Source organism: Sporocytophaga sp., from assembly GCF_017745095.1.
Classification (GTDB): Bacteria; Bacteroidota; Bacteroidia; order Cytophagales; family Cytophagaceae; genus Sporocytophaga.
On sequence record NZ_JAGHZZ010000011.1, the window covers coordinates 157,721 to 176,379 of the forward strand.

Here is an 18,659-nt window from a genome sequence, read left to right on the forward strand (position 1 = left end):
TATACAGTTTTGAGGGTACCCTTTTTCATTGCAAGGCGCTATTTTTTATTTGGCAGGAAAATTAATTTTATAAATATAGTTTCTCTGCTTTCCATCCTTGTGGTTGCTTTTGTAACCATGTCTCTGGTGGTGGCATTAAGCGTATTCAATGGATTGGAAAACCTTATCCGTTCACTTTACAATACTTTTGATCCACAATTGAAGATTTCTGCTGTGAAAGGAAAATCCTTTACAGTTGATCATGATTTTCTGGAAAAGCTAAAATCTAATGAAGGCATTGCCATCATTACGGAAGTCATAGAAGACAATGTGCTTGTCAAATACAAGGAAGATCAGATGGTAGTGAAAATGAAAGGAGTTTCGGAAAGTTTTCTGAAGCAAAAGAGATTGGATTCCATGATAGTGGCAGGGCAGCTGAAATTTCATGAGAATGGGAAAGACTATGCTATCATCGGACGTGGAATTCAATATAATCTGGCGATTTCACTAAACAGTGAGATCAATCCCTTACAGGTATGGTATCCAAAAAATATTAAAGCCGTTGCTTCATTAAGTCCAGATAAAGTCTTTAGCAGAGAAAACATAAGGGCCGGAGCAGTCTTCGCCATTGAAAAGCAGTATGACGATAATTATATATTCGTACCACTGGACTTTGCACAAAGACTTCTGAACTATGGAGACAAGCGTACTTCTTTAGAGATAAAGGTAAAAGATGGCTTTAAGATAAATAAAGTAAGAGATCAATTAAGAGAATTGCTTGGAGAGGATTTTCTGGTACAGAACAGCGACGAGCAGCATGCCAGCTTGCTTCGGGCTGTTAAAATTGAAAAACTATTTATGTTTTTCACTATATCATTTATCCTTGCTGTTGCTTCAATGAATATCTTTTTCTGCCTTACAATGCTTGCCATTAATAAGAAACGCGATGTCGCGATACTTTATTCATTGGGTGCAACACCAAATATGGTAAGGGCAATTTTCCTTACTGAAGGCGCAATGATTGCATTTACCGGAGCTATTTTAGGACTTGTCCTAGGAATTGGTCTGTGTCTTGCGCAGCAGCATTATGGAATGGTTTCTATGGGTATGGAAACGTCGCTTGTGGATGCATATCCCGTCAAAATGGAACTCACCGATTTTATAAGTACTGGTATTACAATTATTGTGATTACCTTTTTAGCCTCTGTAAGACCCGCAACCAGAGCCATTCAGGTTAGCATAAGGGAAAATATTTAAGAATCAGGACGATTCAGCTTTGTGTATAATTATCTTCTCTTTTTCATTTCTTATAAAACTGAATTTAGTATATTGTATACTTGTTTAATCCGAAATGAAAGTCTCAACTGCCGAACCGTTCCAAATAATCTATTCATTGTTTGAGCATGAATACCTTGGGTATCTTTTTGAATCTTATGTGGTTCAATTGGATGCTAATGGAAGACTTACGTTCAAACATCAGAATATTTCTTCAAAGAATGCAGAAGAGTTTTCAGTGGGTTTAAATGAAATAGATTTTAAACTGATACATCTTACGGACAGCATTCAACAGGATGCAATTCTTAAGAAGTTCTACAATAAAAAAGTTACCCCGGCAGAGTTTTTTCTTAAAGTATATAATAAAGACAAGGGAGATGCCCTGCTTCAGGAGGCCATAGGAGATTATATTGAACACAGAAAGGCTGAAATCCTAGAGCTGCTTCATGATAAAATGGTCTTCGAAATGGGCAATGACGGAGAGCCAACCTGGAAGCGTATTCATCTAGCTCCTGAAAAAGCTTCAGTATTGTTTCATTTCATGAGGAATGAAGACAATACACACTATTTCCCCACAATTAAATACGAAGGAGAAAAAGTAGAATTCCAGTATAAGAATGCCATCATCATCTGTAACTCACCCGCATGGTTACTGGTAGGAGATAAAGTCTACAGCTTTAAAAAAGATGTAGACGGCAATAAGCTAAAACCTTTCCTTAACAAGAAATTCATAGTGGTTCCAAGGAAAATGGAGGATACTTACTATGAGAAATTTGTAACACCACTTATTGCAACTTTTGATGTTCATGCTAAGGGCTTTCAGATCTTTGCAGAAGATTATGAGCCTAAACCTGTTATTACATTTACAGAACTTGCAACTGCAGGCAAGAGTCTAAATCTATTCAGCGCAGGCTCTGGTGATGTAGAGGTACAGGAAGCAGATGATTGTAAAATTGTATTTAACCTTGCTTTCCAGTATGGCAACTTTACATTCAATTCGGATGTCAATGGAAGCAATTATGTGAAAATGGAAAAGACCAAAGACTCTTATGTTTTTCATAAGGTGAAAAGGTCTATGGATTGGGAAAAGTCAATTCTTGTTGAACTCAGAGATCTTGGTCTTGAGCTAAAAAATGGCAAGCTTATGCTTGAAAGATTTGAAGCTTTTGCATGGATGAATCGCTACAGAGATGAACTGGTAGCTAAAAACTTTGTTGTTCGGCAGAATGTAAAAGATAACAAGAGGTACTTTGTTGGAGAAACTTCTATCAATCTAGAAGTTAAAGAAAACCAAGACTGGTTTGATATACACGTTACTGTAAAATTCGGGGATTTCGAAATTCCTTTCCTAAAACTTCGTAATTACATTCTTAGAAAGAAAAAGGAGTTTGCACTTCCTAATGGCGAAATAGCAGTCATTCCTGAAGAATGGTTTACGCAATACGCAGAGTTGTTTGCTTTCATGGAAGATCCGAATGATGAAAATGATCTTAAGTTAAAGAAACATCACCTAGCACTTGTTCAAGAGTTGCATAGTGGAAATCTGGCGAAGGTTACCATCAGTCAGAAGCTTGAAAAGCTTAAGGAGTTCGAAGAAATAGAAGATCATCCGATTCCTGAAGGGTTTCTTGGCGAGCTAAGACCTTATCAGAAGGCAGGCTACAATTGGATGCAATTCCTTTATAAGTATAAGTTCGGTGGCTGCCTTGCTGACGACATGGGTCTTGGAAAGACGGTACAAACACTGGCCTTTCTTCAGTCATTAAAGGAAAATGGTGCAACAAGTGCAACACTGCTTATAATGCCAACATCCTTGTTGTATAACTGGGAAATGGAAGCACGTAAGTTTACTCCTTCCTTGAGAATATTGAACTATACAGGAACAGGAAGAGATAAGAATGTTGAGCAGTTTGAATCTTATGATCTTGTTCTTTCTTCCTATGGAACAGTTAGGATAGATATAGAGCATCTGAAAAATTACTATTTTAACTACATCATACTTGATGAATCGCAGGCTATCAAAAACCCAGATAGCAATATTGCGAAAGCCGTTCGTGATCTTAAGTCTACTCACAGATTAATTCTTACTGGTACTCCTATTGAGAATAGTACAATGGACCTTTGGTCACAGATTAGCTTTGCTAATCCAGGATTATTAGGAAGTCAATCTTTCTTTAGAAATGAATTCCTTAATCCAATCGAGAAGAAAAGAGATGATGTAAAGATTAAAAGGCTATACTCTATCATCAAGCCGTTTATCCTTAGAAGACAAAAGTCTCAGGTAGCAAAAGACCTTCCAGAAAAAATCGAGAATGTTAAGTTCTGCCGCATGACAGCTACTCAGGAGGCTGAATATGAAAAGGTAAAATCAAGCTACAGGAACATGATCCTGGAATCTATAGAAGAAAAGGGCGTAGGAAACTCTCAGTTCCTCTTACTTCAAGGTCTTACAAAATTAAGGCAACTTGCGAACCATCCTTTGATGGTGGATGAGAACTATGAAGGAGATTCAGGTAAGATGGAAGATGTGCTGTATATGCTTGAAAACGCCATCAGCAAGAATCACAAGATACTTATATTTAGTCAGTTCGTTAAGCATCTTAGCATCCTCAGAACATACCTTGATGAAAAGAAAGTAACTTACGCTTATCTTGATGGTTCAACCAAAGATAGAAAGGCACAGGTCGATTACTTTCAGGACAATGAAGAGGTGAGAGTATTCCTGATAAGCTTGAAAGCCGGAGGAGTTGGTCTTAACCTTACTGCTGCAGACTATGTCTTTATTCTCGATCCATGGTGGAATCCTGCAATCGAAGCTCAGGCAATAGACAGAGCTTACAGAATAGGTCAAAAGAATAAAGTATTTACCTATAAATTTATTTCTCAGAATACAGTAGAAGAAAAAATTCTTAACCTTCAGAAGAATAAGTTAAAGCTAGCTGAGGAGCTTATCACAACTGAAGAAAGCTTTGTGAAGAATCTGTCCAGAGAAGATATCCAGTCAATTTTTGATTAGTAGAAGTTTAAAGCCTAAAGCTAAAAGCACAAAGCGAAAAGTTAAATCCCACGTAGAGAGGCTACAGCTGGCGTTCCCTTTCTATAAGGCAGTCATTTAATTAAAGCTTAGTAACATTTAACTCCAAGAGATTAAGTCATCTTATAAGTCAAGATTTAGCTTTTTTACTTTAAACTTTCAGCTTTTAGCGTTAAGCTTTCCGCTTACAAAGATATATCAGGTCATTTTCCCCCAATCCATATTTAGCAGAAGCTAAATTCCCCACTTCTTTGCCCAGATCTATTATTGACACCTCAAATCCGCCTGTTTTAAGTCTTTCAGGGAAGTCTTTTCCGTGCTTCCTGAAGATCTCCTGGTTCTCGGTATTCTGCATTCCAGAAGCCTCAAAAGTGGTTGAAAGATCGTCATAGATTTTTGTCATAATGATAACAGATCCATCAGGCTTTACTACTCTTCTTAATTCAGATAAAGCTTTAGGTTCATCAGGAACATGCCCCAATACATGGCTGCAGATTATGACATCAAAATGGTTGTCAGGATAATTAATTGATTGTATGTCTATCTGTTGCATGGCAAGCTCAGGATTGATATCTCCTGAGATGTAGCTGAGATTTTTCATTTTGCGGAATATTTGTTCCAGTTTGTTTTCCGGAGCAAAATGAAGTACAGTTAGTTTATCGTAAAAGAAATTTGTTCTATCTCTCAGATAAAGGTATAAAACCCTGTTGCGCTCGAGAGTATTACAGGATGGGCATGCTGCATTTTGCCTTTTTACGATTCCGTATGGAAGAAACAGTGTAAAGCTTTTATTGCAGCAGACGCATGTTACGTTCGATCCTGAATAAAAGAAACCTCTTATAAAGAATCTTATATGGTGAAGTTTTATCCGGGTTTTTTCGGAAAGGATGGATTTATATATCTTCTTAATTATTTGAAGCATTGATAAAGGGCAAGAATTGAATCGTTAAGATAAAGGATAGTTTATCAAAAACGAAGCGATCTAAGTTTGGGGCTTAAATTTTAGTGATGATCTGACTTAGTTCAGGTTTCTAAGAATGTCTTAAAATCCGACTCGCTCTTATAGCATTTTTTTTTATAGTGATACCAAGCCCACGGTTGTGGTTCACCCGGTACTTTTAATTTCTTTAAATTAAGTAGAATTGCATTTAGAAATTAAACAACCGGGATTAAGCATAAAAAATTCATTACTGTTAATCAACTCATTAAACCTACGGTTCAACTGATTGAATATAGTGACTACAGAAATTTTCAATTTGCTAATGCTTATTTTGGGATTAAGTCTGTTTATACAGCTAGTTAGTTATAGTCTATAACATCTGCTATAAGGAGGTTAATTTGAATTTCAAATTTTTATTATAAAGGAGGAAAAACTTTAAAGGGTGGGTTGAAGTGATTAGGGTTTTACAATAGTGTCTTATATATCTTTACTTTGTTCAATATAGTGAGAGCAGAATAATCAAACATATTACTAATAAATTGTAATACATTATTGGTTAGTGGATATGGTCCATTTGACTTCTGCTTAATAGAAAGCAAGTCTCTTTACCTTTCGGATTAGAATGTAGATAATAGTACATTGACCAATAAACTTACTGAATAGCCAGCGATTGTAGCTGGCTTTTTTTGTTTGGAGAATACTAAAATAAGCAGTTATAAAGGATAACACTATTCCTACTTTTGATAAATACTACAAAGGAGAATATTATTGGTATTATAAACTTTTCTTAATGACAAGTCTTAGAAATAAAATCATGGTTTAGTTATTTTTGGAATTCAAATGTTGTTTCTATTATAATTAAAAAATAGAAGTGAAAGTCTGAATACTTAAATGTTGAAGTGGAATACAAATATTAACAATGAATAGTATAAATCTCAATGCCAGCAAATACCTATTTTTATTTCTGATTTTTAGATAGCTATTGTCAAAAAGAAGGTTATAATGGAATTTTTGGTACAGGAGGAGGTTTAAATTTAATGTTAACCTCCTGAAGTATTTTTAAATAAGCCTGTTTATCCTCCTTTCAACAACTAATGAAGATGAAGGTGTGACCACGGTTTCTGACCCCGATGGGAACCTTCTTTATTTATACGGATAGAAAAAAAATATTGCATTCATTAAAAATTCCCCAAAATGCGTCAACCTGTTACTTGTGTTGCATTTTCGGGATTTTAGAACTTATCAAATGTAGATAATATGAAAAAGGGTTTTTTAATTTTGTTTGTTGTCCTGTTACTTATTTGCAGGTTTACGAATGCTCAGGTTCCGAATTCTCAGGTTCTGAATTCGTCATTGAAAATTATTCCGCCATCACCTGATGCCGCGAGTTTAGGGTCCTATGGAAATAATTCTGTTGGATATTATTCAGGTAGTGTTTCGGTAGATGTTCCTATATATGACATAAAAACCCCCGACCATCAGCTTTCTTTAAAATTGCAATATTCCTCAACAGGATTCAGAGTTGCAGAAGATGCAGGTTGGGCAGGACTTGGATGGAATTTTCAGGCTGGTGGAGTTATTAGCAGAGTTGTAAGGGGGAAAGATGATTTTTATGGGTTTTATAGTGCACCTGCATTGCCATCCAGTGATGCTTCTAATAACTATAATGGAACTCTTACCAGTGATCTTACAAGATTTCAGTCAATCCTTGAGGGGCAGGATGATGGTGAACCTGATATTTTCTATTATAATTTTGCCGGATTGTCCGGGAAATTTATTCTCGACAAATCCACTCCTACACAAACCGGAGGGCCTGTTCTGGTAGCTCAGAGGAATAATCTGAAATTTGAAGTTTACCAGAGTAGTGATCCCGCATATTACTGGGTAGTCACTGATGCCAGAGGTTATAAATATTATTTTAAGGCTTCAGAAACTACAGAGGATTTTAACGCTTATCAACCCGGATACTTTCCTTCTTACAATACACTGCCAACAGTTTATTACAATGAAATTTTTAACCAGCTTGGTAACCCAAGTACTCACATTTCCAGCTGGTATATTACAAAAATAGAATCCCCTTCTGGTGATAATATAGAATTTCAGTATACTTCAGGTACCTTTGTCTGGGGACCTGTATCTGTATATGAAGAACAATATGTATTAAACAGCTTGGCTGCCAGTTGTAGTTCAGGCCTCAGTGGCATTTATTCAAGCTATCAGTTGTCAAGGCAAAAGCATTGGACGAAATTTCTTAAAAAAATTATTTTCAGAAGTGGGTACATCGAAATTAACAGATTTCAGAATGACGTTCAGGAAGATGCGAAAATTTATAGAGACGACATTTCTCCTGCTGATCAGCAGTTACCTCAAAGATTAAGAAGAGTAGAAATCTTTGACAATTCAGGGAATCTTGTAAAAAAGTTTCTGCTGGACTATTCCTATTTTCTTCCTTCCACTTCTACAGATAATCCCAATAAAAGGCTGAAGCTTGATAAAGTTACTGAATTTGGAAGTGACGCAACAGCTAAGCCTGCCTATGTTTTTCAATATCACAATCCTGGCAGTTTTCCAGCAAAAAATTCAAAGGCTGTTGACTGGTGGGGGTATTACAATGGACAATATGATAATCAGACATTTATCCCAAAAATTTACCACGATGGTAAGTCTTTCAAGGGAGCAAACAGACTGGCCAGTACAGATATAAATCATGTAAAATACGGAGTTCTGACTTCTGTAACTTATCCGACAGGTGGAAGATCGGAATTTGAGTATGAGCTCAACGATTACTCTAACTCCATTAATTATATGCTCGACCAGGAGATTATATCAGGAAGTATGAGTGTGACCAACCAGTGGAACTGTACAGATTGGTCAAATCCAAATTCCTGTACCTGGGATTTAACCCCAATGATTGTTGAAGTTACACAGGAACAATATGATGCAGCGGAACAGAATCTTGTAGCAGCTGTCTGGTTTGATGCTGAAAACTGCAGCCTTGATCCCTCAACTTATGGTCCCGGACAGTGTCAGACTTATACGTGTGGAGGAGGTTGTGATCTAACCACAAACAATAACAATACTGCAATGGCACAACTTAAGTACTGGAGTTATTCCAATTCCAATATGAATAATGCGGCTACCTCAAGTACAAATCTTGCACCTACCAATAATTGCGGTCCTGATCAAAATTATGGTATGGTTGGTCATACCTTTGGTGTACCGGTAAATCTTTATCCGGGATTTTATAAACTGACTCCCATGCAGCCTGGAATATCGCCATATGCTTGTGGTACTACAACTTTATATTGGGAGTTTCCAAGGACTACAAATTCAACAATGAAAAATGGAGGAGGGTTGAGAATTAAGAAGATTTTAAATTATGACAACGTAAAAACATCTCCGGAAATAAAAAAATATTTATATACGGCAGATGGAACAGCAACAGGAACGACATCAGGTCTTCTTCTTACAGTTCCTCATTTTCTGGCATTTCAAACTTTAGCCAATGTAAAAGTTTTTTCAGGGATGGTCACCCAATACTGTTTTTCAACTGGGGATTATATGCTTCGTACCTCAAGTTCCCTGGCTCAGGCTGGATATACCGCTAACGGGGCAATTGTAGGATATAGTAGGGTTACAGAACTTACAGGAGAAAATGGTGAGGGTGGCAAAACTGAATATGAATTCATGAATACACCAGATGACATGAGCGAGATACCTGGAGTTCCCAATCATAGTTATACAGATAATGGCCTTTTGTTAAGTACAACTTTTAAAAAGAGTGATGGGACACCTGTCAGGAAAATTGCCAATACATATACATCCAAAGAAAAATATTCAGTAAAAGGTGTTAAAGTTATAAACCTGAACAAGGATTCTGATGAGTATTATGGAATATACCAGTACGGTGTTAAATATTATGATAATGAATCTGAATGGCTGGCGCTCACTTCAGAGACTACAACTGATTATTATTCCACAGGAAATGTCGTGGTTACAAAAGATAATTTTTATGAAAATTCCACTCACAAAGAATTAACACGCGAAGAAGTTATTCAGAGTGATGGAAGTACATTGATCAGGAAATATAAAAGACCTTCCGATTATACAGGCTATTCTCTCAATACTGTTCTGAATTCAATGGTAAGCAAAAATATAATTTCACCGGTAATTGAGCAGCAGACTTTAATAAAGAGAAACGGAACTACTAAATTGACCGGGGGAGAATTAACAAAGTACAAATCGATCAGTACTACTTCAGGTGGAACTACTTATAATCCGCTCGTTCCGGATATTACTTACAGATTGAATCTTTCTGCGCCTTCTTCCACAACGACACAATCATACCTGTCGTCAGGAGCACTTACAATGAATTCAGCTTACGAAGCTGAAATAACTTATGATGAATATGATCAGAAAGGAAATCTATCCAGGTATCATAAACAAAGCGGACCCAATACTTCAATTTTATATGGCTACAACGGAACCCTTCCTGTAGCTGAGATTGTCAATGCAAACAGCTCTCAGGTTGCTTATACAAGTTTTGAAGAGACGACAACAGGCAATGATGGATGGTCGATTCAAGGTGGTACATTAACGAGTAAAGCAAGTGGTTCTTCAAATGTGTACGCTGGTAATTACTCCTATAAACTTAATACCGGTAATCCTGTCTATGGGCCTACGATCAATATCACACCTACAGTGCAGAGCGGAAAATACAAATTGTCCTGTTGGGTAAAAACTGAAAGCGGTTACCCATCCAATGGTGGTTTTATCACCATTTATTCTATAAACGGCTCAAGTTGTTGCAGTGGATATCCTTCTAATCAGCCGTATCTAACCACTAATATCTCAGATACACAAGGGAAATGGGTATATAAAGAAGTAGTTTTTGATATGGATTATGTTCGTCAGAATGGCAATATTCCAGCAGGAACTAATTTAACTTTACGGGCTTATGTAGCCAATACCAGCACTAGCAAAGGATATTATGTTGATGAATTAAGATTGTACCCTGCAGATGCAGAGATGACCACGGTGACCTATACTCCTCTGATAGGTGTAACAAGCATTATGGACAAAACAGGTGCCAAAGTAAATTCATTTGAATATGATGGTCATAACCGTCTGCGTCTTGTAAGAGATGGATCGGATAATATTGTTAAAAGTAATAATTACCACTATAAAGGTAATTATATCATCAGGAATTCAGCTACCAATAGAGAAAATGCCATAACACCCGCAGGTGCGAGCGTAGAAGTTATTCCCGGCAGCAATTTTACCTGGCTGATAAATACGGGAGCGACAATAACCATAAATGGTTTACAAGTTTCTACTTTCCCTTATACATCACCCAATGGTACAACCTGGAATTTAACATTGTACTCGGCACAATATAAAGAGTTAAAAGCAAGTAATATCCAGGGAAATGAAACCTTTTCACTAACCTATTAATCGTATGACAAGTTTAGCAAATAAAAAAATATACCTTTTATTAATTTGTTTTCTGTCGGTTTTCTCGGGGTATGCACAGACAAGCGATCTAAAGATAGACAGCCTTCAGATCTCCTTACGCAATATTCAAACGGAAGATGAGCTTGTTCCATTGGCGACAACAGATAAGAATTATAAAGAACAGGAAATTGAAGTTAGTATCTCATTTTATATCTCCGATCCGGGAAAGTTAAAAACACTGACCTTGACACTTGAAAAGGAAAAAGTAACAAGCTTTTCGAAGGTATTAACTTTTCAAGGTGTACAGCAGCAGGATGGTGTTTATCTGACTATAGGAAAGCGCTTTTTTCAGGTACTGAATAATAAAGTTGTGATGTCTCATAAGGTTCCTGCTTCCGTGCTCAAACAAGGTCTGAAGCTTACAATATATGCCACCGATAAGGATAATAAAATAAGTAACACAGTTCGTACAGGACAAAATTAAAGAACCCATGTGTCATCTAAGATTTTTATTTACAATACTAATTTTTATTGGGACTTACACGATAGGTTTTTCCCAGGGGTTTACAGGAGAAGAAGTAATAGCGGGCCAACCCAATATTCTTGTTACAGAGGATAATTTTAACGCCCAGCGGAGATTGTGTGTTGATGTTGACCGGAGTAGCAAAAAGAGTGTATTTGTGTGGCAGGAAGCAGATGCTGCAGGCTCATCAAATAAGAACATTAAATGTGCCGTATATACTGAAAGCATGGTGTTGATTTCCGGTTTTACCGTGAATGCAAGCACAGGAGGCGACCAGATGAATCCCACGGTGAAAGTAAACTCTCAGGATAATAGTTTTATTGTAGCATGGTCAAGCTGGATCAACAACACTAATCCCAACGATGCCAATAAATATGATATCTATGCCAAAAAGCTGCGGTTCGATAATTTAACAAGTGATGCAGCAGCCAGTGATTTTCTTGTAAACAATAGTTATGTAACGGGGAGACAAGTTTCACCTCAGATTGCTATAGATACAAAACAAAACGAGGCGATCATCTCCTGGATTGATCAGGATGGAAGAGACCGCCTGCCGACAATTGTAACAGATATAGATTATGGAAGTTATGCAAGACGACTATCTATAGGTGAAAGCGGATTGTCTTATATAAGCGGTGCTGGAGATTTTATAATCAATACCCAAACAGTTTCTCATCAGTCTGTAATGAACCTGGCAATATCGCCTGTTACGGACAGGCTCTATACAGTTTGTGGGTCTTATAATTACCAGTCAGGCAGCGATTATGATATTATTGTACGAGAGTTTAGCAGAGATGCATCAGGCAATTTTACAGGGCAGGCAGAGTTTATAGCCAATAGTTATAGCAGTGGTCTTCAGCACCATCCTCACGTGGCGATTAACTCAGTAAATGGAAATTACGCAGTTTGCTGGACCTCGGAAACGCAGGATGGCAGTGGCAGAGGTGCATATATGAAGGTATATGATAAATATAATACCAATATAAAGGCCGAGACTAGAATTAATCAGTCGATAGCAAACAACCAGTTATGGCCTAAGGGAGCTTGGGATGAGTATTCCAATCTACTGTTTTTTTCATACTGGTATAGTGACCTAGGAAATATAGATGTACGTTTCCAGCAATTTGATGAAAATTATAATTACTCAGGATTGGAATTTGATGCAGTGTCTCTGAATCTGAATGATTACTATTCCGGAGCTTATTTTATGCAGTATGATCAGTCTACAAGTAAAATACTGTTGTCGATGGATTTGTTTTCCGGAACGAACAGCAAAGGATATTTCCGTCAGGTAAGGTTTAATAAAGTTACGGAAACAGCAACAAGCTCTACTTCTGATATGAATTATGTGGAGACGAACACCATCTTAAAGAAAGATATAAATAGTGAATATGGACTGAACACCTATAGCCAAGAGGTAGTATCAACGAGCAGAATATATATAGATGGTTTGGGCAGATCGGTTCAGAAAGTAATAAAAAAAGGCAGCCCTCAGAAAAGGGATATTGTGAAGCCTATAGAATATGACCAGTTTGGCAGAGAGATAAAAAGCTACCTGCCTTATGCTGATGTTGCAATGGACGGAGCCTATAAAAATAATTATGCAACGGCACAGGCTTCGTTTTATAATAATAACACGGATAATAATGCGGATAGGGTAGTCAACGACACATATCCTTTTGCAGTATCAGTATATGATAATTCTCCATTAAACAGGGCAATAAAAACTTATCCGGAGGGAGCATCCTGGCAGACCGGCTCGGGAGATCATAGCATAAGTGTTGATTTTAAAACCAATATTGCGAGTGAGGTAAGAAATTGGATCTTTGATCATACAAGCCAGACTGCAAATGGAACAACATTTTATTCTGCCGGAACACTTTTCGTAAATGAAATGATGGATGAGGATGGCAACAAAGTATGGGAATATAAAGATAAGGCCGATAAAGTGATTCTGAAGAAAAAACGTCAGGATCTAGTTTCCAGTGAATATCTTTTTACTTATTATGTGTATGATGATTTTGGGAGACTTTGTTTTGTGATTTCGCCGGAGGCGTCCGCTAATCTCTCTTCAGTTAGTTATACAATTGGGTATACAGGTACTTATACAGATAAATGGCTTTTTACCTATAAGTATGATTCAAAAGGCCGGGTTATTGAGAAGAAAGTACCGGGAGCAGCTGCATTATATAATGTATATGATGCCTGTGACAGAATTGTTCTCTCTCAGGACGGTAATCAGCGTTCCGTTAATCAATGGAGCTATATTAAATACGATGCCCTGCACAGAGTCCTCATTACAGGAGTTTACAGTCATGGCTCAGCATTGAGTCAGTCCGCCATGCAGACCACTTTTACCACTAATGCGACGACATTAAATGAATACAGGACTGGCATGAGTTCAGAATATAGTAATGTGGTATGGCCGACAAGTTCCTGTGAAAAATACACTATTAATTATTATGATGATTATGATTTTGATAATAATGGAACAGCAGATATAGCTCATCAAGCACAAGGTCTTCCTGAAGAATCTGTGTTAAACTTGAATGTGAAAGGGTTTTTTACTGGAACAAAGGTTAAAATACTTGGAACAACTTCAGACTGGCTCAAGACAGTGAATTTTTATGATTATAAAAAGAATATCATTCAGGTTCAGAAAAATAATCATAAGAATTTGACATCATATTCAGACAGCGAAACTATCATCTATGATTTTGTAGGTAATGTATTGCAGAATTATATGAAACATAATCCTGGCTCGGGGAACATAACGGTTCTGAAAAAGAATACTTATGATCATTCAGGCAGACTATTAAAATCGTGGCATAAAATAAACAGCGGGCCTGAGATTTTGATAAGCCAATTGAATTATAATGAAATAGGAGAGATGACAGAAAAGAATCTCCATTCGGAGGATAATGGTATCCAGTTCCTGCAGAGTATAGATTTTACTTATAATATCAGGAAATGGCTTACAAATATAAATGGTACCAAACTTTCTAATGACGGTATAATTAACAATGACAATAATGACCTGTTTGGTTTAACATTGAGTTATGAAAGTGGAGGCTCAGGAAAATTTAATGGAAATATTTCGTCTCTTCACTGGAGAAGTGCTAATACAAATACCAATACACAGAAGTTTGGCTACTTTTTCGAGTATGATGGCTTAAATCGAATAATTAATTCTACCTCTAAGGTATATTTTGTAGTTTCTAATCCCCCTGGTCCTCCTGTTGAAGTTGCTGGAGATGTTGGTTTTGGTGAAAAAGGAATAACTTATGATAAAAATGGAAATATATTGACACTAATAAGGGAAGCGTCTTCATCTCAAATTGATAATTTAACATATGTGTATAATGGTAATCAGCTGTCAAAGTGTACTGATGCATCAAGTAGTTCTGAAGGGTTTAAAGATGGCTCAAATATTCAGTTTGAATATACTTATGATGCAAATGGTAATATGAACTTGGATGCCAACAAAGGTATCACCAGCATTACTTACAATTATATGAATCTTCCTCAGATAGTTACATTTAGTGGCTCAGGTAATAGAATAGAATATACTTATAGCGCCATAGGTGAGAAACTGTCAAAGAAATATTATTCCAACAATGTCTTTCAGGTTACTACTGATTATGTAAGTGGTATTGTATATGAGAATAATGTTCTTAAATGTGGCAAAACAATGGAGGGAAGATTTGAACCAAATGGATCAGGTACATTTAAATTTGTTTATGATTTAAAGGATCATCTCGGAAATGTTCGCATGTCTTTTGATAAGGGACTTGATGGGAATGCTCACATTGTGCAGGAAGATCATTATTATCCATTTGGAATGGCAATAAACTCTTCGTTATTTAGTAGCCGACCAACGCCTCCTAATGATTTCTTATACAATGGCAAGGAAAGGGAAGAGGAGTTAGGTTTTGAATTGTATGATTATGGTGCAAGGTTTTATGATCCGGCTTTAGGAAGATGGAACACTGTTGACCCATTGGCAGAGAAATATCTGGGTTGGTCACCGTATGCGTACTGTCTTAATAATCCACTCATTTGGACAGACCCAACAGGAATGACCGTTGAACCGGGAAGTCAAGAAGAATGGAATAAACAAAAACAGAATGTCGTAGCTGAACGCGACAGACTTCAGGGTAAAATAGATGGGCTAAATGCCAAAGCAGCGGAAAAAGGTTGGAGTGCTGAAAAACTTGCGGGAAAAATTGGAAATATGCAAGACAGGGTTAATAGTTTAAATGGGACTATTGGCAATTTAGGTACATTAGAAGCAAGTGACCAAGTTTACGCCTTAAAATCAGGAGCAGGGGAAGAAGGAGGAACTACCTACGACCCGTCAACAGGTAATATTGTATTCAGTTATGATGGTACAGCTAATTTTGTTCACGAAACCACACACGGAGGACAGTTTGAATCAGGGGATATAGCTTTTGACACTAAAACAGGTATGCCTTATGGTGGCGACGTATTTGATGAAGTTTCTGCATATAAAGCTCAATTTGGATATAGTCCTTCTTCCGTATCGGGATTAACGTCATCTTTAACGGCTAAATCCTTTGGTGGAATCACGACATCTTGGGTACAGGGTATAACCAAATCAGATGGGTCTAAAATATATGCGCCGGGCGGAAGTGCAAATACAGGTATTTCCACTGTCAATATGAGTACTAATAGAGATGGTTTAATTAAAGCATACCCGCATCAAAAGAGTATGTTGTCCACGCTTCCTGCATCATTTACATTGAAAGACGTTCCAACAATTTATTATAAGAAATGATGAAAAGAATATTGATTATATCTTTTATTGCATTGATTTCTTGTAATACTTCCAAGAATACTATAACGGGAACATATCAAAATAAAGGAGTAGATTTTTTTCACTCTTTAAAACTGAATAATACGGATAGTACCTTTATATTAACCAAAAAGTATTTTGAAGTTAATTCCTTTTGTACAGGAAAATGGCAACAGAAAGGCGACACTATATTTTTAAAATGTAATGAAGAAAAAGATATTGCTGTTCTACTTTCAAGTGGATATATGAATCAGCGAGAATTTAGGATTGTGATAAGAAACAAGAATAAATTAAAACTCGATAATGTTGTTTTAAAGAGAAAACAATAAACAAAAACGCCTGGCTGTAGGCTAGGCGTTTTTTGTTTATCAAAAATTTATTTTACCATCCAATAAATTTTTCATTCTTTTTTGGGTAAGCATTTAGTTAATGATTTTGACGAGTGCGTTTTTTTCATCTTCATCGAGTTGCGAAATCAACATCAGTTGCTCGTTTAGTTCGTGGTTCTGAAGCTCGACCACGCGCTATTTTCTATCCCACGGGAGTTAAAAGTGCGGATTGGTATGTATATGATAAAAAAGGTAATAAAGTAATAATCCAAGCAATCAAATAGTTATGAAAAAAACTGTTTATCTTTTGGCATTAATTACATTGTTATTTTCTTGTTCCAGTACAAAGAAAGCAATACAAATTACCGAATAAAAAAAGCAGCTCTGAAAGAAGCTTCAAATGTTAGCGGCAGACAGTAGAAAACGGAGGCTTAAAAGAAGAATCTTCTATCGTAATGAAGGATGGAACGGTAGTAAGAGGAAAACTGGTGATCTAACAACAATTGAAAATGGTGAACAAGTAGCAAAGGCTACTTTACCGGATTTACCGGAAGGAACGACTCCTGCAGATGCGGAAGCTACAATCCATTCCCATCCGACAGAGACACAAATTAAAGATGGGAAGTTTTATCCCCAGACTGCAACTCAACCGTCACCTACAGATAGGACGACTTTTTCACAATATGGTACTAATTTTATTGTCGGGCGTTTGGGACAAGCTACTGTTACTCAAAATTCGAATGGTTCATATAATATAAATCAAAAAGATTTGGGAGCAGTCATCTATAAAGGCAATGCCGCACCTATAATGCTTACACAAAAAGCTATTGGAAGAATAATTAAGTAATTACTATGAAAGGAATATTTTTTATTCTATTAAGTTTATCTTTTTTTATGAAGTCTTATGGACAAAATAATGAGGCTATTATAAATTTTATAATAATAGTTGATGATCAAATTCCATCAACAGGAAATATAGGTTTAAAGTTTATAACTCAAAAAGAAAGCCGAGAAATAGATACTATTGTTGCTTCTTATGTACCTGGGGATTTGTCAATACGAAGATCTGACTTTGATAAACTACTTTCACAAGATATTAAATCAATAAAGTTAGATATTAAATCCTCAGAAGTGTGTAAAGAAGAAGTTAAATATCATACTTATGAAATAGAAATAAGAAAGGCATGGCTAGAATATCCTTTTATTGTATTTAGAATCTATAATTTAGATAAAAAGAGGTATAAGAAATTATTTGTTTCTCTAGATAGGAAGGATTATACATTTGAAATAGATTATCCTGGGGGATCAATGATGAGAATAAGGAAAAAACATCCGAAAGAAAATTGTAAATAAGATATATTCATGCAATCCCCTCATTCTGGCGAACATCCTCGTTCGTGCCCTAATTGATACCGTAGCTGGCTGAAGTCTATTTGATTCTGCCTACAAATGAGAGCAAGTCTCTTGACTTGCGGTTATAAATGCAGACAATTTAAAAGTTAAAATGGGCATTTGTTGTAAAATAGTCCCGATAAAAATCGGGACTATTTTTATATTTGGGAAAACTAGAGGACATTGAGCTATCTCATCCAAATCAAGATTAATGATCCTGAAGGATTATATGTTATGCTAATGGTATAAATTATTCAGGAAATAAGGATTTGTTAGAATTGGAATTTATTGGGTAATTGAATGTGTCGTCCTAAAAAAAGTTTACAGTTGAGATTGTTAATCCGGTTATAAATTTACAATTTTTTATTAATCCTAAAATCGCTTTACATTTGAATACCGGAAGAAGCGGAATCAGGCTTTGCTGAGGAGCAACCTGCCAGGATTATTCCGGTCAGATAGCATAAATAATCCGATAATAGGTTTACACCTTTGTCGGATTTGTTTTTTTTTATGCATTCTGTAAATGCCTAAAAAAAACCTTTATTCCGTCATCACCTCCTTTTTTCTCCAATGTCGTTTTAATATTCCAACCTCTTCATGAGCCCTTTCCGGGGTTAATAAATCGCAGCTAAGGTGTGGCCTCTTTTCGTTGTAGATCTTTACTGCAATGTCGATTTCATTTTTAGCCTCTTGATAACTTTGATATTTTTTCTTTAATAATTCTTGTTTTAAAATTCCATTTAATCTTTCTGCCATAGCGTTTTCATATGGATCTCCATTTTGAGTCATGCTGATACGTATAGATTTTTCTGATAATATATTTGTATAGGCTACACTGCAATATTGTAATCCTCTATCCGAATGATGTATAAGATTATACTCCTTGGGTAGTTGGATACAAGCCATGTTTAAAGCCA

The 18,659-nt window shown here is 36.3% G+C and carries 10 protein-coding genes; 8 read left to right on the forward strand and 2 right to left on the reverse strand.

Annotated elements, in window-relative coordinates:
- Window positions 1-9 precede the first annotated feature (9 nt).
- Entirely contained in the window at window positions 10-1,236 is a 1,227-nt protein-coding gene (locus J7604_RS17585) for an FtsX-like permease family protein (RefSeq protein WP_293898344.1), read from the forward strand.
- A 94-nt stretch (window positions 1,237-1,330) separates the two neighbouring features.
- Window positions 1,331-4,270, forward strand: coding sequence for a DEAD/DEAH box helicase (locus tag J7604_RS17590; RefSeq protein ID WP_293898347.1), 2,940 nt, complete (start codon window positions 1,331-1,333; stop codon window positions 4,268-4,270).
- Between the two features lie 190 nt (window positions 4,271-4,460).
- Here the strand turns inward: J7604_RS17590 and J7604_RS17595 are convergent, their stop codons facing one another.
- Window positions 4,461-5,210 carry a bifunctional 2-polyprenyl-6-hydroxyphenol methylase/3-demethylubiquinol 3-O-methyltransferase UbiG gene (locus J7604_RS17595; protein ID WP_293898349.1) on the reverse strand — a complete coding sequence of 250 codons (750 nt, stop codon included), beginning with the start codon at window positions 5,208-5,210 and terminating at the stop codon, window positions 4,461-4,463.
- 1,275 nt (window positions 5,211-6,485) lie between these two features.
- On the opposite strand from J7604_RS17595, the gene J7604_RS17600 reads away from it, so the two are divergent.
- The 6 genes from J7604_RS17600 (at window position 6,486) to J7604_RS17625 (ending at window position 17,703) form a co-directional block, all read left to right on the forward strand.
- Window positions 6,486-10,682: a hypothetical protein gene (locus J7604_RS17600; protein WP_293898352.1), complete on the forward strand. Its 4,197-nt coding sequence runs from the start codon at window positions 6,486-6,488 to the stop codon at window positions 10,680-10,682.
- 4 nt (window positions 10,683-10,686) lie between these two features.
- Window positions 10,687-11,166, forward strand: a complete 480-nt coding sequence (locus J7604_RS17605) for a hypothetical protein (protein WP_293898355.1) — start codon at window positions 10,687-10,689, stop codon at window positions 11,164-11,166.
- A gap of 7 nt (window positions 11,167-11,173) precedes the next feature.
- Window positions 11,174-16,003 carry a DUF6443 domain-containing protein gene (locus tag J7604_RS17610; RefSeq protein ID WP_293898357.1) on the forward strand — a complete coding sequence of 1,610 codons (4,830 nt, stop codon included), beginning with the start codon at window positions 11,174-11,176 and terminating at the stop codon, window positions 16,001-16,003.
- Window positions 16,000-16,350: a hypothetical protein gene (locus tag J7604_RS17615; protein WP_293898360.1), complete on the forward strand. Its 351-nt coding sequence runs from the start codon at window positions 16,000-16,002 to the stop codon at window positions 16,348-16,350. The genes J7604_RS17610 and J7604_RS17615 overlap by 4 nt, the downstream gene beginning before the upstream one ends.
- 400 nt (window positions 16,351-16,750) lie before the next feature.
- On the forward strand, window positions 16,751-17,197 hold the full coding sequence (locus J7604_RS17620) for a hypothetical protein (protein ID WP_293898363.1): 447 nt from the start codon (window positions 16,751-16,753) through the stop codon (window positions 17,195-17,197).
- A gap of 5 nt (window positions 17,198-17,202) precedes the next feature.
- Entirely contained in the window at window positions 17,203-17,703 is a 501-nt protein-coding gene (locus J7604_RS17625; RefSeq protein WP_293898366.1) for a hypothetical protein, read from the forward strand.
- A 579-nt stretch (window positions 17,704-18,282) separates the two neighbouring features.
- Here J7604_RS17625 and J7604_RS17630 read toward each other — a convergent pair.
- Window positions 18,283-18,659, reverse strand: a 377-nt coding sequence (locus tag J7604_RS17630; RefSeq protein WP_293898369.1) for an integrase core domain-containing protein, incomplete at its 5' end; no start/stop codon positions are given.

What these genes read in the sequence shown, in the direction of transcription:
- J7604_RS17590 (WP_293898347.1), top strand. Translation starts at nt 1,331, where the DNA reads ATGAAAGTCTCAACTGCCGAACCGTTCCAAATAATCTATTCATTGTTT.
- J7604_RS17615 (WP_293898360.1), top strand. Translation starts at nt 16,000, where the DNA reads ATGATGAAAAGAATATTGATTATATCTTTTATTGCATTGATTTCTTGT.
- J7604_RS17605 (WP_293898355.1), top strand. Translation starts at nt 10,687, where the DNA reads ATGACAAGTTTAGCAAATAAAAAAATATACCTTTTATTAATTTGTTTT.
- J7604_RS17600 (WP_293898352.1), top strand. Translation starts at nt 6,486, where the DNA reads ATGAAAAAGGGTTTTTTAATTTTGTTTGTTGTCCTGTTACTTATTTGC.
- J7604_RS17610 (WP_293898357.1), top strand. Translation starts at nt 11,174, where the DNA reads ATGTGTCATCTAAGATTTTTATTTACAATACTAATTTTTATTGGGACT.
- J7604_RS17625 (WP_293898366.1), top strand. Translation starts at nt 17,203, where the DNA reads ATGAAAGGAATATTTTTTATTCTATTAAGTTTATCTTTTTTTATGAAG.
- J7604_RS17620 (WP_293898363.1), top strand. Translation starts at nt 16,751, where the DNA reads ATGTTAGCGGCAGACAGTAGAAAACGGAGGCTTAAAAGAAGAATCTTC.
- J7604_RS17595 (WP_293898349.1), bottom strand. Translation starts at nt 5,210, where the DNA reads ATGCTTCAAATAATTAAGAAGATATATAAATCCATCCTTTCCGAAAAA.